Source organism: Alteromonas algae (genome assembly GCF_049117195.1).
In the GTDB taxonomy this organism is placed as follows: domain Bacteria; phylum Pseudomonadota; class Gammaproteobacteria; order Enterobacterales; family Alteromonadaceae; genus Alteromonas.
Genome location: NZ_CP185260.1, coordinates 2,263,676 through 2,289,875, shown reverse-complemented (window position 1 = coordinate 2,289,875; position 26,200 = coordinate 2,263,676). Strand labels below are relative to the sequence as shown.

Below are 26,200 nucleotides of genomic sequence, written 5' to 3'. Positions count from 1 at the left end.
TTAATTTACCGGTAGCGATGATGGCTCAGCTGAAGGCGATGCCCCCGCGTTGCTGCTAGACACCACCTTAGTAGCAATATCTCTTATATCATTTTCTAAACCGGATACTCTGCCAGACAGCGCCGTATTGCGCTGCTCTAAAATTTTAAGCTTATCAGTTAACGCTCTAACGCTTTGCTCACTTTGCTCTCGTGCGTTGCCTGCTTGTTCTAACTGAACATTAAGTGCCAACACTTCGTCGGCCAATGTCGCTAGTTGGGTCTTTACTGAGCCTATTTCCGCGTTCTGTGCTTTGACGTCGTCTGCGACATTGGAAATAGAGGCGTTTATGGCGTTTTGAACATTGCCTACTCGCGCGCCAAGGTCAGCAATTTCTTTTTGGTTTCTTCTCCATGCTGAAGCCCACAGCTTGTCCATCTGTTCCCATAACTCGTTGGTTCTATTCGACAGTTCTGTCACTTTTACCTGCAGTGCGACTGTCGACTCGCCAATTTCTTCGCCTGTTGCAGAAAGTTTGTTTTCTAGTTGAGCAATACGCTGTTCAGCAGCGCTAGCCGCATTTTTTTGTTGCTCTAATAAAGTGTATAGATAGTAACAGCCGCCACATGCACCTAATGCGATAACAGCGATAAGTAATATCCATAATCCGTTGCCGCTTGCACTTCCTGCGTTTGAAGACACAGAAGAGGGAGCGGGAGAGGACGACGGAGCACTGCTGTTCGCTGGGGTTGGTTGACGTTTTTTCTGGTAATCGCGACGGTCTTCATCATCTAATCTAATAGTCGGGAAGTCATCGTTATTCGAATTGTTGGCCATAAATACTCTGTTACTCTTATTGCATAACCCACGTAACGCCTCGATGGTTCATGAGGCGTTCGTCGGTATTATCGTTAGCGCTGTTGAAATGGTATCTTGAAATGAAACGAAATACCATTGCGCTGTTTAGCTATCATCGTTACCAATCCACTCTACGCGATATAAGTCTCTGCGTCGGTCAAGATAGTTCCTCACTGAGCCTTCGTTTTGCAGCTTAGTCAGTTTATCTAAATCGAGGTCGACAATAAGCGTCATCTCTGTGTTAGGTGTCGTTTCTGACACAATAGCATCATGGGGGAAGGCAAAATCGCTAGGTGAAAATACTGCAGTCTGCCCGTATTGAATATCAACGTTATCTACCTTCGGTAAGTTTCCAACGCTACCTGCAATGGCCACATAACATTCATTCTCAATGGCTCGTGCCTGCGCGCAACGCCTAACTCGCAAATAACCATTTTTAGTGTCTGTCCAAAAAGGAACGAATAAAATCTGCATTTCTTGATCAGATAAAATTCGCGCTAATTCAGGGAACTCAACGTCGTAACATATCAAGACCCCAATTTTACCAAAATCAGTATCGAAGGTTTTAAGGCTATTTCCGCCTTTCATTATCCAATCTGATTTTTCATGCGGAGTAGGATGCAGTTTGTACTGGCTCTCAATCGTGCCATCTCGTTTACAAATATAACTTACATTGTATAGCTCTTCGTCTTCAACTATCGGCATTGAGCCTGCGATAATCGTAATATTGTAAGATACCGCTAAGTGGGATATCGCCGTGAGGATTTCATCGGTATACGTAGCTAAATGCCATATCGCATCGATTGACGAATCCGATGGGCTCAAGCCCATGAGTGGGGCGTTGAAGAATTCAGGAAATAGCGCAACATCACAAGAGTAATCAGATAAAGCATCGACAAAATATTCAACTTGTTGAAGCATTTCCTCAACATTGTTGAAATAGCGCATCTGCCATTGAATACAACCAATACGTGCATTAGAGCGACGCCCCTCGATTAGCGATGGGTTATTGGGTTCATAATAGATATTGTGCCATTGTAATAATGTTGCGTAGCCTTTAGATGCTTCATCTTCAGGAAGGTACGCTTTCATAACCTGCTTAACTTCAAACCCGTTAGAAAGTTGAAACGTTAAAATAGGGTCGTAAATGTCTTTCGTTTTTACTTGCTCAATATACTCATACGGCGATAACTCTTCTGCGTAGTTCTTGTAATTCGGAATACGCCCGCCCGCCATAATCGATTTAAGATTAAGGTTACGACATAGCTCTTTGCGCGCTTCATAGAGCCTTCTTCCTAATCGAAGCCCGCGATATGCTGGCGAGACAATAACTTCTACCCCATACAGCACATCGCCGTTTGGATCGTGCGTGGTTAAATATGCATCACCGGTAATTTCATCATAACTATGCTTATCGCCGAACTGGTCGTAATCGACAATAACTGAAATGGCAAAGGCAACGACTTCGCCCTTGTCTTCGATACAAATTTGGCCTTCAGGAAAGGTCGATACTTGTGCTTTATAGTTAGAATAAGGCCACGCACCACCTACGTTTGCATAGACATCATTCATCAGTGTTTTAATGTCGTTGTAATCATCTAGGCGAAGATTACGCAACGCAAGGTGATGTTCCGTTTCTTCAATTTGTGTTTGATCTTGTGACATGCGTTATGTTTCCTCTCAACATGGTCAACACGTTTTAGTAGTGTACCCATTTATAAGCCTATCAACATCTTAAATTAACCGTGCACGATAGACATTCGGTTAAAAAGCGCGGTGATAAAAGTCGTCAACTTTAGAAAGCAATATTCATGCTCACCACTTATTCACACAAGAGCGTGGTGTTCACTATGGTGTTGCAATATTTATGTTCACGTCGGGTTACTAAAATTACGTAAATATTACAGGTAAAGCAGTAAGTTAGTATTACCTTCGAATATCATGAACAAATTGCTGGGAAGGTGGGCGGTAATATACTGGCGTAAAAAGATTAACTAATGCTAATATCTAATAGAACGAAAGTATAATGTTTCTCTATTGCTCGATGAAAAACAGCGCTTTCAGCGTTTGAGCAGCACAACTTATGGAAAAGAAGTAATAAGTGACTGGCCAATTAACGGGTAAAATCCCTGCACCGACTACGCGCGATGAAATTCAAGTTCTTGTTATTGATAACCAAGGGCTCGTTCATGATGCGATATCTTCCGCACTGCATGGAATAGGCGTAAAACAAGTATCAAGTGCGTTCAATGCATTCCAGGCAATTCGAATGTGTGATGAAACACAATACGACTTTGTGTTTCTTTCGTTTAATGTAAGTCACGATAAAGATGGCTTTCACTTGTTCGAAGAACTTAAACACCTTGGCCATATTAATGATACGACAACGGTTATTTTTCTAAGTGCTGAAACCTCGCCTGAGCTTGTAAATTGTATCGTTGAACTTCAACCCGACGACTTTTGGGTTAAGCCATTAAGCCCTGCACATATTGAAACGCGTTTCGATTACATGCTGCAAATTAGGTTTAAATTACACAAGATGTTGTATTGCATGCAAAGCGGCGATTATTCCACCGCGATGTATTACGCTGAACGTCAATTGAAAGACGAGTCATTAGCCGAGTATCACCCGCGTATACGCCGATTAATTGGCGATTGCTTGTTTCAGTTAAGAGACTATGAAACCGCCGAGGCTTACTACAGAACACTATTACAGCGTTACGACCATGCGTGGGTTCATATTGGATTGGCGCGAGCACTTCTAAGGCAAGACGAACTGGAAGAGGCGCAGTTGTTGGTGGACGACTTATTGCTTCGTCCAGATACACGCTTTCTTACCTACGATTTGTTAGCACAATACTTTATTGAAAAAGAGATGTTCGACTTAGCGTATGCCCAAATTAAAGAGGCCAGCAAGCTAGCGCCTCGAAACATTGAACGTAATAAAAGGTTGTGGAACCTAGCGCGTTTGAATCACGATAAGAAAGGCCAGCTCGCTGCGGTGCAAAACATGGCGAAATACGCAAAGAATTCAATACATGATTCGCCAGAACTGTCGTTGAACGTCATTCGCTCGACGATTGATTTAGCCACCAGTCTTGGTGAGGCCGAAGGCACTAAGTTCATTAGCAAAGCTGAGTCAGATTTAGAAGAGCTAAAAAACAAAAAGGGCGTACAAAAGCTGCTTGACCAACAGATGGTCATAACAAAAGCGCGCATTTTATGTTTGAAAAACGACAAGAAGGGCGCTGAAGATATCATGAAAGGGTGTCGTCCTGATGCGAGTGACGTAACAATGGAAGACAGCCTAGATAAAATGAAAGCATTTCATGAGTTAGGAATGCGAGAAGAATGTGTGAAGTTGCTTGATAGACTACGTAAACACATTGAGGGCGATACGTTTTCATCGCAGGTGGTTGACGAGTATCTTAAGCAGGAGTCGATTGAACGTACTGAAATTCAATTTACGACCAAAGAACTGAAAAGCATGGCAACGACGAATTACAAAGAAAATCGCCTACAGCCAGCATTCAACAATCTGCAGCAGGCCTTCACGATTTCACCGAACGACAAGCAAATTGCACTTAGCCTGCTAAAGGTTGTTCATCAGATATACATAACAGAAAGTTTGAACGAAGAGCAGTTACAAACTGCGCTAAAGGCGTCTACGTTCTTAAAAGGTGAAAACTTGTCGCCCACACAGGCTGAAAAGCGAGATCAATATATTGAGAAGCTTGGTTTGTTGGAAAGCGAAACGCCAACAGAGGTAGGGGCCACGCTGGTAGCAGCTCGCTAGTTACTCATAAAAAAAGCCCCATTTAGGGGCTTTGTCTTAATAATGTTTGTCAGCTATTGGCTAACGCCTACGCCTTCGCGCCAATACGACGGCGAAAGGTGGCAACTACCGCCATTAAGCCCAATATAAAGCCCATTGAGCCGCCAGAATCGTTGTCGTCCTCTTCAGGCGCTTCAACAACAGGTGCATCGGCCTCTAGGTTGAACGTTGCAACGAACGGGTCATGGTCTGAACTTCTAAACGGTCCAACATCGGTAAATGCGTAACCGTCTTCATCAGGGTAGAAACGAAGTGCTTGATCGTATTGAAGTTGGTACGCTTCTATTGAGTTAATATTCCAGTGTGTTCCGTCTACTGCGTTTTCCAGCATAGCATCGCTTGCCAGCACATGGTCTAAACTTCCCACTTGCTCTGAACCAAAGAACCAATAAGAAAAACCGCCCTCATCGAAATTTTCAGCAAGGTTGTGATAGCCAAAGCTGGCCTCAACATCGACTGCCGCTCCTTCGTTCATGCCGGTATTAATTGCCGTTTGTATGGTGTAACCGCGGTTTTCAGGCGTGTAGTCTGTCAGCACTGCAACAGGGTCTTCTGCACTGTAGGCGTTTAGGTCACCAAGAATAACAATGCGCTCGGGTAGCGTATCTGCACTTAGCGCTTCTCCTAAGGTAACTGACGCTGATACACGCAGCGCGTTGCAGCTTCCTTGAATGACATCAGAGGCTGATGGTGCATCCAATCTGTCTTCAGCGCAGCTTCCACCCTTAGATTTAAAGTGATTAACCGCTACAGCAAAGGTTTTGTCCGACGCAACGTGTGTAAACGTTTGAACAAGAGAAGGACGCATACGTGCTAAACGATTCTCATCAATTTGTTGCTCAGGCATGTCTACAATAATGGCATCACCCGATGGCGTAACGACTGACGCGCGATACAGAAGGCCAACCGTGATGGCGTCTGTGCCTATTGCAGTCTCGTCACTTGTTGCAACAAACGTGTACTGATCTTCATCGCTTAACTCACTATTTAGGGCACTAACCAGTGCCGCTATTGCGCTGTCGTCTTCGAAACCGTCGTTTTCAATCTCCATAAGACCAACAACATCAGCATCCAGTGCAGCTAATGCTGACACAATTCGCGATTGCTGTAAGGCGAACGCGTCGGCAGAGTTCGCGCCGCGATTATTGTCATAATCAAACGTTACTTCGCCGGTTTCTGTTACTTCACCGTTGAAATAGTTCAATACATTAAATGTCGCAATAGACAAGTTGCCCTCAGTAAGGGTAGGGGTTGCCTCGCGAACCGAATTAATCGCAATGATCTCAGTTGGGTTAACACGGAACGTACCGAAACTATAGTTTAATGGACCAACCGCTGATACGGTATCGCCAATTCGAATAGGGTTAGCATAACTAAAGTCTGGGAAAAAACTTACCGCATCAGGATAGCGACTTCCGCTATTGTCTTCGATAGTAAGCAGGCTGGCTTCTGCGAGTGCTTCGGCTTGCGCATACTCATCAGAAAGTGGTGCTGCAACATCACTTGGTTGACGTTTAATAGCATCGCTAACTACGATTTCCCCGTACTGCCACAGATTAGCTGTGCTAGTGACGGTGGCATCCGTTACCTCTACCATCATGCCTTCAACATTCTCTAGAGAGCCGCTGTAAGGCATCGTGATTGCCGTTACTAGCGCATCTTCGTAAGTCCCACATTCACTAGCCTGAACGTCGTCGTCCATTTCTAATGTGGTCATACCGAAGTTTTCTTTTACGTCGCCATATAAACGGATAACGTCATTAACAAGTAAGTCTGTGCTACCTTTTACGAATATACCTTCAGACGTGGCATCATTGTCATCCATATCGACAAGTTCTTCTTGAACAAAGAAACCGCCAGCGCGAAAACCAGTGATAACCGCTTCGATAATGTGGCCGTTGCCCACTTCTGTTGAAGCCTCGCCTTCACCTTGAATGGCCGAAAGTAGTGTCGCCTCTGCGCTACACTCACCTAAAACGATAACAGGCGCTTCAGGAGGCGTGACAACTTCGCCACCACCTTCGGTAGTAAAGGTTTTTGCAGGAAACGGGGTAGTTGCTGACGCATTGTCACTTGCGCCGTCTAGTGCATTGGTGCCACTGAAAGTCCAGTTGTCAGTGACAAAGCTGCCACTGTTTGCGGTTGCACTGGTATTTCGATAGGCCCACCCATCTAAATATTCCCATGCTGTTCCACTACCGTCCGTGTTTATGTCACCGAACGTGTCGATAACGCCGCCATCATGGAAAAGCTCAACAGCGTCATCACCATTGATACCCATTGATCCTGTTTCAAAATCAGGCGCGCTGCCAAAAAATGCAGTAAATCCGTCTGTTTCTGATGCCACGTAAAGATAACTGCCGGCAGTGGCGCTTTGCGATGGAAAGGTAAATTCTTCACCATCACTGCCGCCACCATTGTTTGCCGACCCGATACCGTACTGCGACAAATCAGCGATATCATTGACTACGTAGAGTTCAACTGCTTTTGGAACGCCACCACTAAGTGGGCCGTCTATAACCCCACTGATCATCAGGTCGCTTGCGTTAGCAGTAAATGCGCTAAGGATACCTGCACTTATCAAAGATAAAGATGCTTTCACGTTAATGTTTCCCTTTTTTGTATTTTATTTTATGTAGTGCTATTTGTAGCACCATTAGCGTAAGGGGTATTAACTTGAGTAAGAAGGTGTCGACTGGGATTTAGTTTTATTTATATAAAAGATATAAAAATCAGATGCTTAAGGCTTTAAAATAAGTTTATTCTAAGCATTAAGGCCATTTTTTTGTCCATAGTAAACAAATAAGCTTATAAATAACGCTATTATTTTCAATGCATTAGCTTTTTTGTAAGAGCGTTTTAAATAACGCATGGTCTTCGATAGTTTGGCTTGCATAGCGGTTAGCTACCTTAATCAACGCCTGTGTACTAGCCTGAAATACAGGCCCTGCTTCGGATGCAAAACGTACGCTTCGCCTATCACCTCGACAGTGAGCCAAGGCCAGTGTATAGCCACACAGTTCAGCGAAGTGGCTAAAACTTCCTGATATTGCTTTATTGCCCATGCCGATATCTTCGGGCGAAATACCGACCTTGGCGTGATGACGGGAGCGAATTAACCAATGTGCATCGTTCCAATAGACCTCATCAAGAAGAAGGTCTGGTCTGCGCTGCATCCGTCGCTGACTTCTAGCGGTTAAATGCGCGGGATTGAGTCGATTCACAGGACATAAGTGCTTAAAGTGGTAGAGTGGGGCCGCTTCACGTTGTTGTTTTACCTCAACAATATGGCAATGTGAAAAGCTATGAGCACTATGCGGTTTTGCTGGGCCTACAAGAAAATAGTAGCGCTGCATGTTGACTGAGCCTGTACCTGAGTTTTCACGCTGAACAATATCAACTACGGTGTCGTCCATAAATGGTGAAAACGTATCGGATACGAGCGCGTAGTCAACATCATTTAATGGGGTAAGCTTATCAACAATATGCCTAAATGAAAGGCCATCGTCATCCATGAATACTGCCTTCGCAAGCGAACTTTTCGTGGTAAATTCTTCTCCCATCGCTGCGCGTTTAACGGCTTTGCTATACATTTTCTGAAGTTTACCGAGTGGGCTTTGTTCCATAGCCTCGTTGATAACGCTTGCATCATTGGTCACCCGAGAGCAGGTCTCTATGTAGCGGGCTAAAAAAGCGTGTTGGGCCGATTCGACCATGTTGCTGTCGATAACGGGTTTTTTTTCACTGGATGAAGAAGCCCTGTTTACGACTTCCTCACAATGCGTTTTAACCAAAAAAAGCGATGTAAGAAACCTGATAATATCCCAATGCGCATAACCTACACAGGCATCATCGAAATCGTTAGGTGCAAAAATAACGGTATCGCCATGCGACCCTTCTTCTGTTAAAAAGCCAAAGTTGGAGGTATGACAGTCACCCATTACACTTGTAAGCGGAACACTGAAGCACGCTGGTGGAACCGGTATTGTATGGCTAGCAAGATCTGAGTAAAAAAGCTGAGCACATCCGCGAAAAAAGGTGAACGGGGTATTTGCCATTTTTATATGTTTAGCAACATGGCGAGAGGGGGCTTCCCCGTCTATTCGCTCAATGTCGCTTACCAACCGATGTGCTCTTGTCATAGATATCATCACTTTTTACATTTTCACTACCTTACCGTGTGCACTGCGAATTATCCAATGCGCCAAGGCTTCTCTCTACTGTTAATTAGATAATTACAAAAAATGAACAATGTCTGATTAGGTTATTTGATTAAGCCGTTCAGAATTACCAATTAGTTTTTTTTAATCAGTCGCGGTATTCTCTACACCAAGTTAAGCGAACTTACGTTTTTACGCTATTTTAGTAAAACCAAGTCGCATCAAATAACGTAACGTTTATACTCGCACGTGAAATACGTACGAATTAATAACAAACCTAAATGGAGAATTAAACATGGCACTAATCAATACCGCTATAAAGCCGTTCAAAGCAAATGCTTTTAAAAATGGCGAGTTCATCGAAGTAAGCAACGAAGATATCAGTGGTAAATGGGCAGTATTCGTATTTTACCCAGCTGACTTCACTTTTGTGTGCCCAACTGAACTTGGCGACATTGCTGACAAATACGAAGAGCTTCAAGCTCGTGGTGTAGAAGTGTTCTCTGTATCAACTGACACACACTTCACGCACAAAGCATGGCATGATGCGTCAGACACTATCAATAAAATCAAGTTTGCAATGATTGGCGACCCTACGGGCGAAATCACACGTAACTTCGATTGTATGCGTGAAACAATGGGCCTAGCTGACCGTGCTACATTTGTTGTAGACCCAGACGGTATCGTTCAAGCGATGGAAATTACGTCTGAAGGTATTGGCCGTGACGCAGACGACCTAGTTCGCAAAATCAAGGCAGCACAGTACGTAGCAAACAACCCAGGTGAAGTTTGCCCAGCTAAATGGAAAGAAGGTGAAGCGACACTAGCTCCATCTCTAGACCTAGTAGGCAAAATCTAAGCTGGTTCACAGCGAATGATTGAGGGAGCGAGTCTTCGCTCCCGATTAATAAATTACCCATTTCCGCTGTAGTTGTTAGCCTGAAAAATGGTTGGCGGGGATCGGCGTGTCGAAAATAAGGCAGAATATCGTGTTAACTAAAGAAATTTTACAAGCGTTGAAAGGCTATGCCGAGTCAATGCAAAAAAACGTAACCTTTGTCGTACAAAATGGTGAACACAGCAAGCGCGAAGAGCTTGTATCGTTTCTGTCCGACATTGCTGGTGTAAGCGACAAGTTATCGGTAGAAGAGCGTGACACTAACGGGACGCTTCGCAGCGCAATCAGCTTTTTGCTAGAGGCAGATGGCGAAGATACAGGTATTCGTTTTTCAGGGATACCAGGCGGCCACGAATTTAACTCATTAGTACTTGCCATGCTGCATGCGGCAGGAACAGAGCTTAAATTGGATGATAGCGTTAAATCTATCGTAAAAGCAGTAAATGAGCCGCTAAATTTTGAAGTATTTATCAGCCTTAGCTGCCACAACTGCCCAGAGGTAGTGCAGGCACTGAACCAGTTTGCGTTGCTAAACCCTAATATTACGTCTGAAATGATTGACGGTGGGTTATACCAAAACGTTATCAGCGAGCGAGACATTCAAGGGGTACCAAGCGTTTATTTGAATGGCGAATTGTTTGCTAACGGTAAAGTTGATGCTTCGGTGCTTATTAACAAGTTACTGGAACGTGATGCATCGCTAAAAGACGCCAACAAAGGTGAGTCTTTACCGCTTCAAGATGTAACAGTAATAGGTGGCGGCCCTGCGGGTGTGGCATCAGCCATTTACAGCGCGCGAAAAGGGCTGAAAGTCGCTGTGGTTGCCGAAACCTTCGGTGGTCAAGTGAAAGACACTATGGGTATTGAAAACCTTATCTCAGTACCCAAAACAACCGGCCCTGAGCTTGTTGGTAATCTAATGGAACATGTTCGTGATTATGACATCACGTTGAAAGAGCACGTTCGTGTCGACAACATTGAGCAAGGTAACGTAAAAACCATTACGTTGTCTTCTGGTGAGCAAATAAGAACCCGTTCAATAATTGTGGCAACCGGTGCACGTTGGAGAGAACTCGGTGTACCAGGTGAGAAAGAGAACGTAGGTAATGGCGTGGCGTATTGCCCGCACTGCGACGGTCCTTTCTTCAAAGGAAAAGATGTAGCTGTAATTGGCGGCGGAAACTCAGGTATCGAAGCCGCACTAGATTTAGCCGGTATCGTTAAGTCGGTAACCGTGTTTGAATTTATGCCCGATTTGAAGGCTGACCAAGTACTTATTAACCAGGCTGAAAAACGCGATAATATTACGATTATTAAGAACGCGGCAACCAAGCAGATCACTGCTTTAAATGGCAAAGTGAACGCCATTGAGTATCAAGATCGCAGTACCAATGAAGTGCATACCCGCGAGCTTGCTGGTGTGTTCGTACAAATCGGGCTTATCCCTAACAGTCAGTTTATGAAAGGGACAGTAGACATGACGCAATACGGTGAAATTATCATCGATGATAAGTGTCTTACTTCTGAGCCAGGCATTTTTGCGGCAGGCGATGTGACAACGGTACCTTATAAGCAAATTGTTATCTCGATGGGAGAGGGCGCTAAAGCCTCACTTGCAGCGTTTGAATATTTGTTAAGTCATGAAGTCATTGAAACTGAAAAAGAGAGCGAGAAAGAAACAGAAGCTGCGTAATGCTTTGATAATCTCGCTGCATTGACTTACGTTCATGCAACAGCAGAAACCGGTGTGGATGCCCTATCTACGCCGGTTTTTTCTCTACTGAAGGGCTTGTAGTCAATAAAATTCCAATCGAAAAAGACACGAGACGTAGTGAATGCCAACGGACGCAAAACATTATGAGTATAAATTAGACGATAGGATTTGAGTGCATTCTGTCGAAAAAGGTGACTGTCCGAAAACTAGCGCCAAAATGCGCCAAGAAGGTGCGTGTAAAAAAGGCGTTTCAAACAACCTAAAAAACGCCTGCTCAGTTACTTAGATACCAAGAGACCTATGGCATTCCAGCGCTTGCGTTGTTCACTAATTGGAATATACAAACAGGCCTCATTTTTTTCGCTTGGTAAAATCTGACACACAACATTTGCACTTTCAAACTCTTGCGAAAGTTTTGCTGCAAATACTTTAGTCACGCCCTCTACAAGTATAAATTCGTTTTGCTTACCTAAAGCTGCTGCCAACTCCTCCACCGCTTTTAATGAGAGCGGCCATAGAGTGCGAAGCACCCTTAGCGATGCAACTGAGGTAATATCGCCACCTTGAATTTGTACTTTGTACGTTGGACTATTCATCTAATGTTTTTGCTTCTCTCATTTCCATTTACTTGTTGCGGTTAGCTTTCCTTCGAAGCAACTACAAAACAAGAAATAAACGTTAAGATAGAAACTGTTCAATGGATGAGTTTTGAAGAACGCGCGGGCTAAAGCATCGTCCAGAATGTTTTAGGTCGTTCTTTCCTATTCTTGTCCACCAACAACATAAACGCTTTGCAGATAAGTTTTCACGACGTATTACTCGCATTTCGAACGCGAAATAATACGTCGTTGTTACTACCCCACGGATGACAGGGTTTAGGTGTTCGTATTCTTTTTACGTTACCTATTTATTACTTTAATAAAACTTAGTGCTTATCCGCACGGCTCTGAAACTTTCGTTCTTCGGTGTTAACTTTAATCCACTCACCGGTGCTGATGTACTCGGGCACCTGAACAACCAGACCAGTTGACAGTGTAGCAGGCTTAGTACGAGAGGTTGCTGATGCACCTTTGATTGACGGGTCGGTTTCAACCACTTCTAACTCTACACTCACTGGTAAATCCAGAGCGACAGGCACTTCGCTTACCACCAATACCTGAATACCATCAGTGTCTTCGTTAATAAATAGCGCTTCATCAGCAATGTTGTCTTTATTAAGGTGGTAAGGCGTGTAGTCTTCTTTATCCATAAATACGTATTCATCACCGTCGATGTAAGAAAACATAGCTGGGCGACGAACCAGATCTGACATTTCCAGCATGTCAGAATCTTTAAAGGTTTCGTCGTATTTAGCGCCAGTTACCACATCGTACATGCGCATACGGTAAATGCTGCCACCCGCTCGGCCCTGGGGCACTGAACGGTCGATATCACGGATAATGCAAGTCTTTCCGTCGAAAATAATAGTGTTATTCTTTTTAATTTCACTTGCCTTGGGCATGGCGATTTCCTGTAATAATGATTCAGACGATTAGCCTGAAGAAAAAACTCGACAATCATTCTCTTCGATTTTTATTCGATAAGAAAGCGATTTAACGCATAGATAAACCGAGAAAAAGTCGGGGCGTGCCAAATAAAACCTAACCGGCTTCTTTATGGTCTATTTCTTGTGGATCTGAATCTTACCACGTTAAGCGTTAACAACAGAAAGCTAGTAGATTTGGTAACGAAGAGTAACGCAGGATCGCCAACGTCAACGCCATTAATTTATCCGGTAAACTCTCGTTGCTAATCTAATTAGACCGCAAATCTACCCTGATTGAGTGTTGTACGGCGAATGTAAATGTTGGTCAGTTCAGTTTCTGTTAGAAAAGGCGCGTTGTAATATCGCCACCATGAAGTCACCAAACAATGCTTCGGGTACTGAACGATTTGCCCGCCTTACTTGATAAGATTCGTCGAGACAGTGCTGTAAGTGTGTATTAGCCACTTCTGCACTATTGGTTTCTATTTGATCAATCTGCTCAATACATTTTTCAGTATGTACCATGCTCGTAGTACTACAGCCTACTAAAGCAAAGATTGTTGAGAGCAGAACAAAAAGTACCTTCACGTTTTTCATGGTTCACCTTTCCTTAGCACACAATGAAGATTTATAAGTATAAGATAAAACAACGCCATAGCAAAGTTTGGCCGAACCATTGTTAATGCGTTTTCTCGTTGTCTGGATTTAGCCTTGGCTATCATTCGGACTATTACTTTCGAACTGTTTTTTACCGCTTACGACGTTCTTATGAAATTGAGGATGATATAACGAGATAGTGTGCAACCAGCAATTCGCTATTGCTACTAATTGCGTTTGTTTCGTTTCCACGTGCCGCCGTATTCGTAATTTAATTCGTTTTTTACCTTCATTTGACACGCTTTACAGATAAGTTTCCACGACGCATTGCCTGCGGTTCGAACTCGAAATAATACGTCGCTTTCAATACCGCACTGATTACAAGGTTTAGGCGCGCGCACTCTTTTTACTTTTTCCATAAGACGCTCTTATTCATTCCTTCCACGTGCAGCGTGTTCGATAGGGCTATTTATATCCTTTTCGCAACGCTTACTGCGACTTTAGAACCGTTATCAACCATCGCTCCCCACATTTTCATTACCTTATTTGGCGGTCGTGTCATGGCGTTCAATGCTTCATCTCGGTGGTGTTGTTCTTCTTGCTGGCATTGCCTAAAGGTGGTTACTACATCACGATATTGCGCGCCAAGCGTGGCGAGGCCGGCACATTGAGATTCATAATGTTCATCCACAAAGCGTTCTACGCAATAAATAGTGTAATAGAACCAGTTTGCACCTAATAGGGTAGGTAAAAAGCCCGTTACAAACCCCGCTACTATCCAAAACAAAAGAAGAAAACTGCCCCTGAAATGCGGCAATTCGTTTTCAAACATTGCCACATGAGACTGTTCTGTTTTAAGGTGCTGGGTTGCGAATGACTGTAACCTGCTATAAGTGCTGTTACTGCGAAATGGCTTCATTAGAATGTTTGCAGCTAATGCGCCTCTGTAAATAAAGACAGCACCGGTTTCACCCGCGTGACTGGCGCGTAGTTCTTGGTCTAGTTGCTGTGTTGCGCTATCACGTTTTACGTGTGCTCCTGCCTTCATACCCTCTCCACTGCTCCTGAATATACCGTAATGGGCAAACATAGTTACGCTACAGGTGCTGATAAACGATGACTCATTACTGATTTTTAATGTATTAAGCCTACGCAGTTTACGAGAAGAGGAACGGCGCTATTTGCGCTGAAGCACGCCCTTACTATTAATGTGGGTGTCAGTTAAGCATTAGGATTAGAAAGTACACATGGTGCGTGTATCGTGTTATTTGTTGATGATGTGTTTGGAATGATGAATCTACTATGCGTGCAATACTTATTATTATGTTAGCAGGGCTAGCGTATCTTTTAATTTGGCCTGTGCCCATCTCTCCCGTGGCGTGGCATGCGCCAAAGTCTTTAGGGTACGAAGGCGTGTTTGCGCCTAACAATAAGTTAGCCGATATTAGCCTTATTCCGATGCTGGCCGGCACGACAACCTATGGGCCAGAAGATTTTGCAAAGCGCGCTGACAATAGCATAGCGGTGTCTAGCCACACTGGAGACATATTAACTAAATTACCATCGCAAGATGCGTTTACGGCGTGGGTAAATACTGGTGGACGGCCATTGGGTATTGAATACGATAAGGCCGGCAATCTTATTGTCGCAGATGCGATAAGAGGCTTGCTGCAAATAGCGCCTGACGGTGACGTAACCGTGTTGGTCGATGAGGTCGAGGGAAACCCCGTGACGTATGCTGATGACCTAGATATTGCAAGCGATGGCATGATTTACTTCACCGATGCGACTACCGCGTTTCCCGCATCTGAATATAAAGGCACGCTTTCGGCTAGTTTACTCGAGATTCTTGAACACAAAGGAAATGGTCGGCTTATTCAGTATAACCCTGCGACCCATAAAGCAGCGGTGCTTATGGATGGGTTGGTGTTCGCTAATGGCGTGGCGCTTAGCTCAGATAACCGCTATGTGCTGGTTAATGAAACCGGTAGCTATCGTGTACTGCGGTATTGGCTTCAAGGCGAGCGGGAGGGTAGGCACGATGTGTTTATAGACAACCTTCCTGGGTTTCCTGACAATATAAGCCGAACGCGCAGTGGCAACTTCTTCGTTGGGCTTGCATCACCACGTTCTGCGGTGGTCGATCGTTTATCACCTTATCCGTGGCTACGGAGTATGGTTCAGCGGTTACCTGCTTTTATGCGACCAGCTGCACAGGCTTATAGCCACATCATACGACTTAGCGAGGGCGGTGAAGTGCTAGAAAGCCTACAAGACCCAGCAGGCCGATACCCTTTCACAACCGGTGCGATAATGACAGACGACGGTATGTATATCAGTAGTCTTACCGCCAAAGGAGTTGGCTTTTTACCGCACAAACCACATTAAATCTGCGTTATTTTTTACCCAATATGCTTTGCTTATACTAAAACAGTAACAAATATGTTCTAGTTTAGGGACTGTGAATATGGCAAACTTTTGTATCTGGTTATGTAAGTGCAGCGTTAGAACAACAGTGTATTAAAAGGATGTTAATAATGAAAATGACCAAGTTAGGAATTGCTATTGCAGGAATAGTCTCGGCAATGCTTATTACTGCATGCGGCGGGGGAGGTGCTTCAAATGATACCACGCCAACAACCCCTTTAACGCCCACACCGCCAGCTACCCCAACTACGCCTACTAGCCCTGAGTGGGAACAAGGCGTGTTTGAACCCGCATCAAACTTTATTGCGAAATGTGAGGCGCCCAGAACCGGTATCGATCCGTTCTCAGGTAGTGCGTATCCAGATACCAGCGGTAGCGCGTTAGACGAGAAGTTGTGGTTGCGGTCTTGGACAAACAATACGTACCTTTGGTATGACGAAGTTGATGACAATGATCCTGAAAACTTCTCGGTAGGTGATTACTTTGCGCAGCTAAAAACCACTGCGTTAACCGCCAGCAATACGCCTAAAGATAATTTTCATTTTTTACAACCCACCGACGAGTACAACACACTCACCCAAACGGGTGTGTCGTCAGGCTATGGCGTGTCATGGGAATTTGAAAACGCCTCGCCACCACGCTCGCTAATTGTGCGTTACACAGAGCCAGGATCGCCTGCTGCCACGATGGGCATACCGCGAGGAGCGCGCCTTACGGGGATCAACGATATCGATTTTGTGAACGACAATACACAAGCCGGGGTTGATGCCATTAATGCGGCTTTATTTCCAGATGAAAATGGCATTGAAACGCGGTTTACCTTTGCGCTTTTAGATAACACCGAGCTTTCGTTATCATTGACCTCTTCGAGTATCGAAGTATCGCCGGTGCAAAACGTACGTGTGCTGGAAACCGAAAGCGGCAGAACAGGTTATTTTCAATTCAATACCTTCATTCGAACGGCGCAAGATGACTTAATTGATACGTTTAACCGGTTTACTAACGAAAATGTCACGGAGTTAGTCATTGATTTACGGTATAACGGCGGCGGTTTGCTTGCGTTAGCGTCCCAGCTTTCTTATATGGTAGCCGGCCCAAATCAAACCAATGGTGCCACGTTTGAAACGCTGCAATTTAATGACAAACACCCTACGACTGACCCTATAACAGGGCGAACGATCACGCCTACGCCTTTTTACGCCAACGAAATTGATTATGGTGCAGGACGTTTGTTGTCGGCCTCACTACCTAGCCTCTCATTGACTCGCGTATATGTGCTAACGACTGACAATACCTGTTCAGCAAGTGAAGCGGTAATGAATGCGCTTCGAGGAATAGACGTTGAAGTCGTTCAAATTGGTGGTTCAACCTGTGGCAAACCTTATGGTTTCTATCCTACGGATAATTGCGGTACTACGTATTTTACTATTCAATTCCAAGGTGTAAACCAAAAGGGGTTTGGTGATTATGCAGACGGCTTTATGCCAACGGCGTCGCCAAATTTTGACTTTGAACTACCTGGGTGTAGTGTAAATGACGATTTTACTGAAGCATTAGGCTCACCTGAAGAGTCAATGCTGGCCGCAGCGCTTCAATACTCCTCCTCGGGTACTTGTCCGGCGATAGCATCCACATCACCTCAAGGGCTAGAAGATACGCCAACTAAGGTGTATGACGGGCCGTTACTATCAATTGATACGCCCGATACTATTACGCGTACGTTAATTCTTAATAATAAAATTAATACCATGGTTATTAAGAAAATGGTTATTAAGGAAAATGAATAATGCGCGCTTTACGTAAATTAGTCGTGGTGCTTAGCGTATCGGTATGTCTAAACACGGGGTGTACGTTATTTGAAGAAGCACATGCGCAGCACGCTGTGTTAGTGTCAGATAACGATGTGCAGCAGGCGCAGCTTGCGTTAGCTATTGGACAATGGTTTGGTGGGATGGATATTACGTTAGCATCAGATGCCTTTGTTAATGACTCGACGGTTGTTATTGAGCGTAAGGCCTTTTCTGATGGACGAGGCCTTCCTATTGATGGGCGGCATAACAATCCGTCACATTCTTTTACGTTATTAAGGTTAAAGGCCATGTGTCAGCTGCGTTATAACGAGAAGGGCGAAACGGTTGACCTACCCACTATCGACTGCGTTAAACGCGCTCACTGAGCGCTAGTGAAAAAGTGAAATAAAAAAGCGCCGTTAGAGGCGCTTTTTATTTACTTTTTATGTGCGGGTTTTCGGTTGGCGTTTTTCGGCGCCTCTTTATTACCGCCTTTTCCTTTTCGTTGAAAGGTAGGGGGCAACCCCGTATGTTTGGTCAGTGCGCGCTCACCACGGCGGCCTTTTGTCGCCTTTTGGCGTTTTTCATTGGCCGTTTCCGGTGGTACTAAATGCTGAGGGCCTCGACCAATAAGGTCTTCTCGTCCCATTTTCACTAACGCATCGCGTATTTGAGCAAAGTTTTTCGGGTCGTGATATCGCAACATTGCCTTGTGCAAACGCCTGTGGATCTCACCTTTCGCCGACGGTACTTCTTCACTGTCTTTGGTGACCTTACGAAGCGAGTTTACTTCGGTATGGTACATAGTAGTTGCCGTTGCCATAGGCGAAGGATAGAAGTTCTGTACTTGATCAAGTTTGAACTTGTTCTCTTTTAACCAAATAGCCAAACTAAGCATATCTTCATCTGTTGTTCCGGGATGACTGGCAATAAAGTAAGGGATAAGATATTGCTTTTTGCCTGCTTCTTGCGAGTACTTATCAAACAATTCTTTGAATTGATAATAGCTGCCCATTCCCGGCTTCATCATTTTAGTAAGCGGGCCGTCTTCGGTATGTTCTGGGGCTATTTTTAAGTAGCCGCCTACATGGTGAAGCGCTAATTCTTTTACATATTCAGGGTCTTCAACTGCAAGGTCGTAGCGTACGCCCGACGCAATCAATACTTTCTTTATACCGGGTAAGTTTCGTGCCCGGCGATACAAATCGATAGTCGGTTTGTGATCGGTGTCCATGTGAGCACAAATGCTGGGGTATACGCAGGAAGGGCGACGGCATGTAGCCTCTGCCTTCGGGCTTTTACAGCGTAATCGATACATGTTCGCGGTAGGGCCACCTAAATCGGAAATAACCCCTGTAAACCCAGGTACGGTATCGCGAATTTGTTCAATTTCACGAATAATTGAGTCTTCCGAACGGCTTTGAATAATTCTACCTTCATGCTCAGTGATAGAGCAGAACGTGCAGCCTCCGTAACACCCACGCATGATGTTTATACTAAAACGAATCATGTCATACGCTGGAATTTTAGCGTCGCCGTAGACGGGGTGAGGTACGCGCTGGTACGGCAAGTCGAATACTGCGTCCATTTCTTCCGTTTCTAACGGCATGGCGGGTGGGTTAATCCAAATGTGTCTGTCGCCGTGGCGTTGCATTAACGCTCTGGCACAGCCGGGGTTTGTCTCTTGATGCAAAATACGAGAGGTATGGGCATACAAGGTTTTGTTGTCTTTTACTGTTTCATAAGCAGGAAGTTTTACGTAAACATTTTCCCAAGGTTTACGTTTCTCTGGCGGCTGAATAACAATTGGTGCCGCGTCGGGGGCTTCTGAACTTTTCGGGTCTTTATCCTGAGAATCACACTCAGGCTCCATCTGATAGGGGCTAGGAATAGGGTCAATTTTACCGGGTCTATCAAGCGACGTAGAATCTACCCCTTGCCATTCTGGCAACGCTTCTTTTACGATTATGGCCGTACCGCGAACATCGCGAATGTCGGCAATGTTATCGCCCGCGGCTAAACGGTGCGTCACTTCAATTAATGGTCGCTCTGCGTTACCAAAAAACAACATGTCTGCTTTTGAGTCGAACAGTACTGAGCGGCGTACTTTCTCGCTCCAGTAGTCATAATGTGCAATGCGACGAAGGCTTGCTTCAATACCACCTGCAATAACCGGCACACCTTTGAACGCTTCTCGGCAACGCTGAGAATAAACGTTTACCGCGCGATCTGGACGTTTTCCGCCTACATTTCCTGCGGTGTAAGCGTCGTCGTGGCGAAGCTTTTTATCAGACGTATACCGGTTAATCATGGAGTCCATGTTGCCAGCCGTTACACCAAAATAGAGGTTAGGCTTGCCTAACTTCATGAAGTCGTCTTTGCTCTTCCAATCGGGTTGAGAAATAATACCGACTCTAAAGCCGTGCGCTTCGAGTACGCGCCCAATGACCGCCATACCAAAGCTTGGGTGGTCGACATACGCGTCACCTGTTACCAGTATAACGTCACAGCTATCCCAGCCGAGCGCGTCCATCTCTTCTTTTGACATGGGTAAGAAAGGCGCTGTGCCGTAGCAGTGTGGCCAATATTTTGGATAAGAAAATAGACCGCGATCGGCCTTTATGGTGGCTTGCATAACATTCACACATTGAAATAAAGAGTTGGGTCTGTGGGATAACCCATGTAAAAACGCTATGTAATAGTGCGCAATGCCTACATGAAGTACCAAGACAAGAATTGATATTATAACAGTTCATTCAATATGGCGGTATAGTGGTATCAATAATTTAATCTGCTTGTATACTTGGGTGATTAACGTGTAACAACGTACTGATACACATAGTAATTTAGAGATACACATGAACTACTGGTTATTTAAAACTGAGCCCGACACCTTTGGCATCGACGATTTAGCGTCAAGGCCAGACCAAACCGAACCATGGGATGGCGTAAGAAACTATCAAGCGCGAAACTTTTTGCGTGATGATGTAAAAGAGGGTGACTGCGTATTTATTTATCACTCTAGTTGCAAAGCAGTAGGTATTGCTGGTGTTGCTAACGTAGTGAAAGAAGGGTACCCAGACAGTGAACAGTTTAACCCTGAATCGGATTACTACGACCCTAAATCGAGCCAAGAAGAGCCTAAATGGTTTCGTGTCGATGTGAAATTTCAGGAAAAGTTTTCATCGGTACTGCCGCTTAAGGTAATTAAAGCGATGCCTGAGATAACCGAGTTAGGACTGGTTAAGCGGGGTCATAGGCTGTCAATTATGCCGGTAAGTGAACAAGAGTGGCAGCAGCTTTACGCTGCTGCTACAAAACGCTAGTTTGGCATTATTTGCCTAGCGTAAAGCGGGTATCGGCGTCGCGCAGTAAAAATAGCGCAAAGCACGCACCCCACATAGGCCAAGCGGCAAAAAAGAGTAAGTTGTTGAACGCGTCTAGATATTGTGGAAACGACGACAGGGTAGATGCGCCATGTAATACAAATATGGCGCCATAGGTGTAACGTTTGGCAAGGCCGGCTAAAAACGATAAAACCAAAGCAAGCTGGAGCGCGCCAAGCACGTATACGGCCATTTCCGGTACGCCTGAAATACCATAGAAAATCTCAAAAATTTTCATGCCGTGGGCTGGATTAACAAATTTGTCCAATGTCCACACAAACATAACAATGAAAATAGTTATGCGAAGAGAAAGTAGTGCCCAGCTAAGGCGTGTTGTTAAGGCGTTCGAATGTTGCATGTCTGCTCCGTTTGTCTTTAGTTGAATCTATATGAACGGTCGTTCACGAATTAAATTTCATGAGAACGTACTTTTATGAAAAAAAACATGTTCTGAAATTTTTTTTATAACGTATCGGTCTATTCAAACAAGAAATAATAATGATGGAAGTGGTAATGAAAAAAGTAGTTGTTCTCGCTGTGAGTTCACTCGCGCTAGCGGTAAGCCAAGGTATTTATGCACAAGACGGTGCAGAGCGCGATATTGAAGTCGTTGAAGTTACAGGTAACAAAGGCTCGCTAAGTAATTTAAACCCCGGCGATAATGTTTTAAAAGGTATTTTTGGCGCAGGGCTATCTGCTGCTGACACGCCACGTTCGGTGACATCACTATCATCTGAAGCAATGGAAGCGCTTAATATTGTCGATTTGCACGACATTGTAAAAGCGGCACCTAATGCGTATGCGTCAAGCGGGTTTGGTACACCAAGCTTACCGAGTATTCGCGGGCAGTTAGGCGAACTTTTCCAAGACGGCGTTCGCCGACAAGCGGGGAACAACGGTTTCGGGCTTCCATTATCGTTTAATAGCGTAGAACAGATAGATATTGTAAAAGGGCCGTCGCCGGTGCTTTTTGGAAGTACGCAACGCAATGGCGGTTTTGTAAACCTGCAAACGAAAGTGGCGCCAATCACAGATTCATCAGGCAAAGTAACGTTGCGGGCTGGTCGATGGGATCAGTACTCTGCACAAGTTGATTACGGTACAGCTATCGACGAAGGTAAAAGCGGTATACGCGTTAGCGCTGAATACCTCGACCATGGCAGTTTTTACGACTTCGCAGAGCGGGAAAGCACCAATGTGTTTATTGCTTATCGCTATGCACCAAGTAATGCACTGACGTGGGATGTGAGCGCTGAATATTACGATACCGATTACCCCGATAACGCAGGCATTAACCGTCCGACGCAAAATCTCATTGATAACGGTATCTATATTACTGGGCAAGGTGTACAGCCAAACGGCAGCACCGTGCCAGGAGCGGGCGCGGTTATCTCGCCAACGGGCGAGGTGCGTATTCCACGCAATCGTGTATTCACGAATCCAAACGATATCAACGGTGCAGAAACAACGGTGCTAAGAAGCAGTGTCGATTATCAATATGCCGATAATATAACGCTCAGAAATATTACGTATTATCAGTACCTAGAACGTGAAGAGATTGCGCAAAACAGCTTTGTTGAAATCATTGATGGTGCAGACACATTTGAAAATCGTACCGAAGTCGATTACACGTGGTCAGACGCACAGACCACATCATTTGGCCTGGCATTTCGCTACAACGATGTGTTGGGTTATAGCCAGTTTACTACTGAAGCCGATAACCCTATCGATTTAACTGGGCCGTTGTCGAACAGAGAAATTCCACTTACCGATGCACAAAAAGCGCGTTTAATTGAGTTACGCCCTGGCGTATTTGTATCACCCGGTGCGCAATACGACCTAGATGGTGATGGTGCGGGTGACTTCAACTTGTCAGATACGACAGACTCAACATCTTGGCAGACCGGCCTTGCTGTGCAGCAGCGCTCGCGCTGGACAGATAAACTTTCGACCATAGCGGGAGCACGTGTTGACTATTACGATGTGGAAGCGCGCGATCCGTTAGCACCTGAGGGCGTCGATGCGGCATCTGATAGCTACAGTGATACGCTTACTAGCATTCAGTTAAGTGCGGTATATAAACTAACGAACGCCGTTAATATTTATGCAGCGTTCTCAGAAAATGACGCTACGTCAAACAGTATGGCAGGCGGTACTGTATTAGGCGGTAACAACGAAATAAATCCACTTAACTTCGCGACCGAAAATACGCTGTATGAAGTTGGGGTGAAATATGCGCCAAACAGCACATGGTATGCTGAAGCGTCTGTGTTTGATCAAACTCGTAGTTTACGTAATCGCGATGGCAGCAACAGCGGCGTGAAAACGCAAGGTGCTGAACTGCAGTTGTTTTATCAAGGTGATGATGTGTGGGTGAATGCTGCATACAGTTACCTTGATGCACGATTCGATAACTCCGCTGCGTTTCAAGGTACGCCACAGGTGTCCGATGCGTTTGATAATAGCCGCCCAGATATTATTGTCGGGTCGGGTGTAGGGTCGCCTTCGTTCGCGGCATTTGCACCGTCTAATAGCCGTGTTCAAGGCATACCACCACAGATGGTATCGCTAAATGCGGGCTGGCAGCTAACAGACGATCTTCAAGTTGGAGCCAGTGCGCTTTACACGAAGTCATTTCCACTGGACTTTCTACAGACGGTTAATATTCGCGATCAACACTCAATTGACGTGAATGCCGACTATGCTGTTAATGATCAATTGCGCTTGCGCCTTGATATTATTAACGTAACTGATGAAGAGAATTGGCAACCGTTGTTTGAAGGTGGATATTTCGGTGCGACCTTGGTTATGCCAAACGTGCCACGCCATGCTCAAGTCACCATTCAATACGCATTTTAAGCGCTTAGGATAAATATTATGATAAAGAAACTCGCGCTATTAGCTGTTATTGCGTCAGCGATATTTGGCTTCTTTTACTTCGACTTAAATACCTATTTAACGTTAGAGGGAATGAAAAGTTCCCTTGATACGTTCCAATCGCAAATAGCGGCAAACCCGGTACTGAGTATCGGTACTTTTTTCGCTATTTACGTTGCGGTTACTGCACTGTCGCTGCCTGGTGCAGCAATTCTAACATTGGCGGCGGGCGCACTATTTGGCCTGCTGCAAGGTTTAGTGATTGTGTCGTTCGCATCTAGTGTCGGTGCAACGTTGGCGTTTTTAGTCTCGCGCTTTATTTTGCGAGATACGGTACGCAATAAATTTAAAGAAAAACTAAAGAAAATTGACGAAGGGGTAGAAAAACAGGGCGCTTTTTACCTGTTTACGCTACGGTTAGTACCGGTATTTCCCTTCTTCTTAATTAACCTGTTAATGGGCCTAACCAGCCTAAAAACCTGGACCTTCTATTGGGTTAGCCAAATAGGTATGTTGGCAGGCACCGTGGTTTATGTGAATGCGGGTACGCAGCTTGCGCAAATCGAAAGTTTGTCAGGCATTGTTTCACCAGGTCTTATTCTTTCATTTGTTTTACTTGGTATTTTCCCTTGGATAGCGAAAGCGATTGTTGGGTTTATTAACCGTCGTCGCGTTTATAAAGGGTATACAAAGCCAAGTAAGTTTGACCGTAACCTTGTGGTTATTGGTGCGGGCGCAGGTGGATTAGTCACCAGCTATATTGCTGCTGCGGTAAAAGCAAAGGTTACCCTTGTTGAAGCAGGCGAGATGGGGGGCGATTGTCTTAACTATGGTTGTGTACCTAGCAAAGCGATAATAAAAACCGCAAAAGTGGCTAAGCAAATGCGCCATGCTGATGACTATGGCTTAGATGCTGTTGAGCCAACGTTATCATTTAAAAAAGTAATGACGCGAGTGCATGACGTTATTGCTGCTATTGCACCGAATGACAGCGTAGAGCGTTACACTAACCTAGGGGTAGATGTGGTAAAAGGCTACGCCAAAATCATCGACCCATGGACGGTTGAAATAAAAACAAACGACGGGGCTACGCAAACCTTAACCACTAAAAATATTGTCGTTGCCACTGGCGCAAGTCCTTTTGTACCGGAACTACCTGGTATTGAGGGCAGTGGCTATGTTACCTCCGATACCCTGTGGACAAAGTTCGCAAAATTAGATGACGCGCCTAAAAAGCTTATTGTGCTTGGCGGTGGTCCAATTGGATGTGAGTTAGCGCAAGCTTTTGCCCGTCTAGGCAGTGAAGTTATGCAGGTTGAACGCACCGCACGTTTGATGGGGCGTGAAGATGCTGACGTTGCAGAATTTGCTGAAACGGTATTGCGAGAAAGCGGCGTGAACGTATTAACGCAGCACGACGCGCTTAGATTCGAACAACGGGACGACAAGAAATTCCTTATCGTAAGTAAAGAGGGTAAAGAAGTTGCGCTCGAATACGACGAAGTCATCATTGCCGTAGGTAGAAAAGCGCGCTTGAACGGTTTTGGGTTAGAAGAATTAGGTATTCGTTTTGACCGAACTATCGAAACCGACGAGTATTTACAAACTTTAATGCCAAACATATTTGCGGCGGGCGATGTAGTTGGCCCTTATCAATTTACGCATGTTGCCGCACACCAAGCTTGGTATGCAGCCGTTAATGCGCTTTTCGGTACGTTTAAAAAATTCAAAGTGGATTACAGTGTGATCCCGTGGACGACCTTTATCGACCCAGAAGTTGCGCGTGTTGGTCTAAACGAGGCCGATGCTAACGAGCAGGGCATTGATGTAGAGGTAACCCGATACGAGTTTGCTGAACTTGACCGCGCTGTGGCTGAAAGCGCACGCAAGGGATTCATTAAAGTACTTACACCACCTGGTAAAGACAAAATATTAGGTGTGACAATAGTATCGGAACACGCTGGCGACTTGCTTGCAGAGTTTGTTATTGCCATGAAGCATGACTTAGGACTCAATAAAATATTGGGCACCATTCATACTTACCCGACGTGGGCCGAGGGCGCTAAATATGCGGCTGGTAACTGGAAGCGTGCTAATGCGCCTGAGAAACTTCTTAGTTATGTTGAGAAGTTCCACACCTTCAGGAGAGGTTAG

General features: G+C 44.9%; 20 protein-coding genes. 9 read left to right on the top strand and 11 right to left on the bottom strand.

Translation table 11 applies throughout. The features are described from left to right. Entirely contained in the window at nucleotides 1-816 is an 816-nt protein-coding gene (locus tag ACOJRU_RS10300) for a hypothetical protein (protein WP_421131662.1), read from the bottom strand. Between the two features lie 126 nt (nucleotides 817-942). Next, entirely contained in the window at nucleotides 943-2,502 is a 1,560-nt protein-coding gene (locus ACOJRU_RS10295; RefSeq protein ID WP_421131661.1) for a GNAT family N-acetyltransferase, read from the bottom strand. Nucleotides 2,503-2,938: 436 nt separating this feature from the next. On the opposite strand from ACOJRU_RS10295, the gene ACOJRU_RS10290 reads away from it, so the two are divergent. Beyond that, nucleotides 2,939-4,633 (top strand): response regulator, encoded by a 1,695-nt coding sequence (locus ACOJRU_RS10290; RefSeq protein WP_421131660.1) that lies wholly within the window; start codon nucleotides 2,939-2,941, stop codon nucleotides 4,631-4,633. A gap of 67 nt (nucleotides 4,634-4,700) precedes the next feature. On the opposite strand, the gene ACOJRU_RS10285 is transcribed toward ACOJRU_RS10290, so the two are convergent. Together ACOJRU_RS10285 and ACOJRU_RS10280 are read right to left on the bottom strand one after the other, a co-directional pair. After that, entirely contained in the window at nucleotides 4,701-7,274 is a 2,574-nt protein-coding gene (locus tag ACOJRU_RS10285) for an ExeM/NucH family extracellular endonuclease (RefSeq protein WP_421131659.1), read from the bottom strand. Between the two features lie 235 nt (nucleotides 7,275-7,509). Continuing rightward, a complete protein-coding gene (locus ACOJRU_RS10280) occupies nucleotides 7,510-8,814 on the bottom strand; it encodes a DUF2252 family protein (protein WP_421131658.1) in 1,305 nt (434 codons plus the stop codon). 313 nt (nucleotides 8,815-9,127) lie between these two features. Between ACOJRU_RS10280 and ahpC the strand changes: the two genes are divergently transcribed. Together ahpC and ahpF are read left to right on the top strand one after the other, a co-directional pair. Continuing rightward, complete coding sequence (gene ahpC / locus ACOJRU_RS10275) at nucleotides 9,128-9,691, top strand: alkyl hydroperoxide reductase subunit C (protein ID WP_421131657.1); 564 nt, start codon at nucleotides 9,128-9,130, stop codon at nucleotides 9,689-9,691. 130 nt (nucleotides 9,692-9,821) lie between these two features. Further along, entirely contained in the window at nucleotides 9,822-11,423 is a 1,602-nt protein-coding gene (gene ahpF, locus ACOJRU_RS10270; RefSeq protein ID WP_421131656.1) for an alkyl hydroperoxide reductase subunit F, read from the top strand. Between the two features lie 299 nt (nucleotides 11,424-11,722). On the opposite strand, the gene ACOJRU_RS10265 is transcribed toward ahpF, so the two are convergent. The 5 genes from ACOJRU_RS10265 to ACOJRU_RS10245 form a co-directional block, all read right to left on the bottom strand. Then, nucleotides 11,723-12,040: a hypothetical protein gene (locus ACOJRU_RS10265; protein ID WP_421131655.1), complete on the bottom strand. Its 318-nt coding sequence runs from the start codon at nucleotides 12,038-12,040 to the stop codon at nucleotides 11,723-11,725. A gap of 329 nt (nucleotides 12,041-12,369) precedes the next feature. Then, nucleotides 12,370-12,945, bottom strand: coding sequence for an elongation factor P-like protein YeiP (gene yeiP / locus ACOJRU_RS10260; RefSeq protein ID WP_421131654.1), 576 nt, complete (start codon nucleotides 12,943-12,945; stop codon nucleotides 12,370-12,372). 354 nt (nucleotides 12,946-13,299) lie between these two features. Then, entirely contained in the window at nucleotides 13,300-13,566 is a 267-nt protein-coding gene (locus ACOJRU_RS10255) for a DNA ligase (protein ID WP_421131653.1), read from the bottom strand. Between the two features lie 227 nt (nucleotides 13,567-13,793). Further along, a complete protein-coding gene (locus ACOJRU_RS10250; RefSeq protein ID WP_421131652.1) occupies nucleotides 13,794-13,985 on the bottom strand; it encodes a hypothetical protein in 192 nt (63 codons plus the stop codon). Between the two features lie 50 nt (nucleotides 13,986-14,035). Beyond that, nucleotides 14,036-14,614: a demethoxyubiquinone hydroxylase family protein gene (locus ACOJRU_RS10245; protein WP_421131651.1), complete on the bottom strand. Its 579-nt coding sequence runs from the start codon at nucleotides 14,612-14,614 to the stop codon at nucleotides 14,036-14,038. A gap of 254 nt (nucleotides 14,615-14,868) precedes the next feature. On the opposite strand from ACOJRU_RS10245, the gene ACOJRU_RS10240 reads away from it, so the two are divergent. The 3 genes from ACOJRU_RS10240 (at nucleotide 14,869) to ACOJRU_RS10230 (ending at nucleotide 18,169) form a co-directional block, all read left to right on the top strand. Then, the gene (locus ACOJRU_RS10240; RefSeq protein ID WP_421131650.1) at nucleotides 14,869-15,954 is read left to right on the top strand and encodes an SMP-30/gluconolactonase/LRE family protein; all 1,086 of its coding nucleotides are present in this window, start codon (nucleotides 14,869-14,871) and stop codon (nucleotides 15,952-15,954) included. A gap of 149 nt (nucleotides 15,955-16,103) precedes the next feature. After that, nucleotides 16,104-17,780, top strand: a complete 1,677-nt coding sequence (locus ACOJRU_RS10235; protein ID WP_421131649.1) for a S41 family peptidase — start codon at nucleotides 16,104-16,106, stop codon at nucleotides 17,778-17,780. Then, nucleotides 17,780-18,169 carry a hypothetical protein gene (locus ACOJRU_RS10230; RefSeq protein WP_421131648.1) on the top strand — a complete coding sequence of 130 codons (390 nt, stop codon included), beginning with the start codon at nucleotides 17,780-17,782 and terminating at the stop codon, nucleotides 18,167-18,169. Before ACOJRU_RS10235 ends, ACOJRU_RS10230 begins: the two co-directional genes overlap by 1 nt. Nucleotides 18,170-18,219: 50 nt before the next feature. Here ACOJRU_RS10230 and ACOJRU_RS10225 read toward each other — a convergent pair whose 3' ends face one another. Continuing rightward, nucleotides 18,220-20,418: a YgiQ family radical SAM protein gene (locus ACOJRU_RS10225; protein WP_421131647.1), complete on the bottom strand. Its 2,199-nt coding sequence runs from the start codon at nucleotides 20,416-20,418 to the stop codon at nucleotides 18,220-18,222. A gap of 223 nt (nucleotides 20,419-20,641) precedes the next feature. On the opposite strand from ACOJRU_RS10225, the gene ACOJRU_RS10220 reads away from it, so the two are divergent. Beyond that, a complete protein-coding gene (locus ACOJRU_RS10220) occupies nucleotides 20,642-21,109 on the top strand; it encodes an EVE domain-containing protein (protein WP_421131646.1) in 468 nt (155 codons plus the stop codon). 7 nt (nucleotides 21,110-21,116) lie between these two features. Here ACOJRU_RS10220 and ACOJRU_RS10215 read toward each other — a convergent pair whose 3' ends face one another. Then, the gene (locus ACOJRU_RS10215; protein ID WP_421131645.1) at nucleotides 21,117-21,527 is read right to left on the bottom strand and encodes a hypothetical protein; all 411 of its coding nucleotides are present in this window, start codon (nucleotides 21,525-21,527) and stop codon (nucleotides 21,117-21,119) included. Between the two features lie 155 nt (nucleotides 21,528-21,682). Between ACOJRU_RS10215 and ACOJRU_RS10210 the strand changes: the two genes are divergently transcribed. Continuing rightward, nucleotides 21,683-24,028 (top strand): TonB-dependent receptor, encoded by a 2,346-nt coding sequence (locus ACOJRU_RS10210; protein ID WP_421131644.1) that lies wholly within the window; start codon nucleotides 21,683-21,685, stop codon nucleotides 24,026-24,028. An 18-nt stretch (nucleotides 24,029-24,046) separates the two neighbouring features. Then, nucleotides 24,047-26,200 (top strand): FAD-dependent oxidoreductase, encoded by a 2,154-nt coding sequence (locus ACOJRU_RS10205; RefSeq protein WP_421131643.1) that lies wholly within the window; start codon nucleotides 24,047-24,049, stop codon nucleotides 26,198-26,200.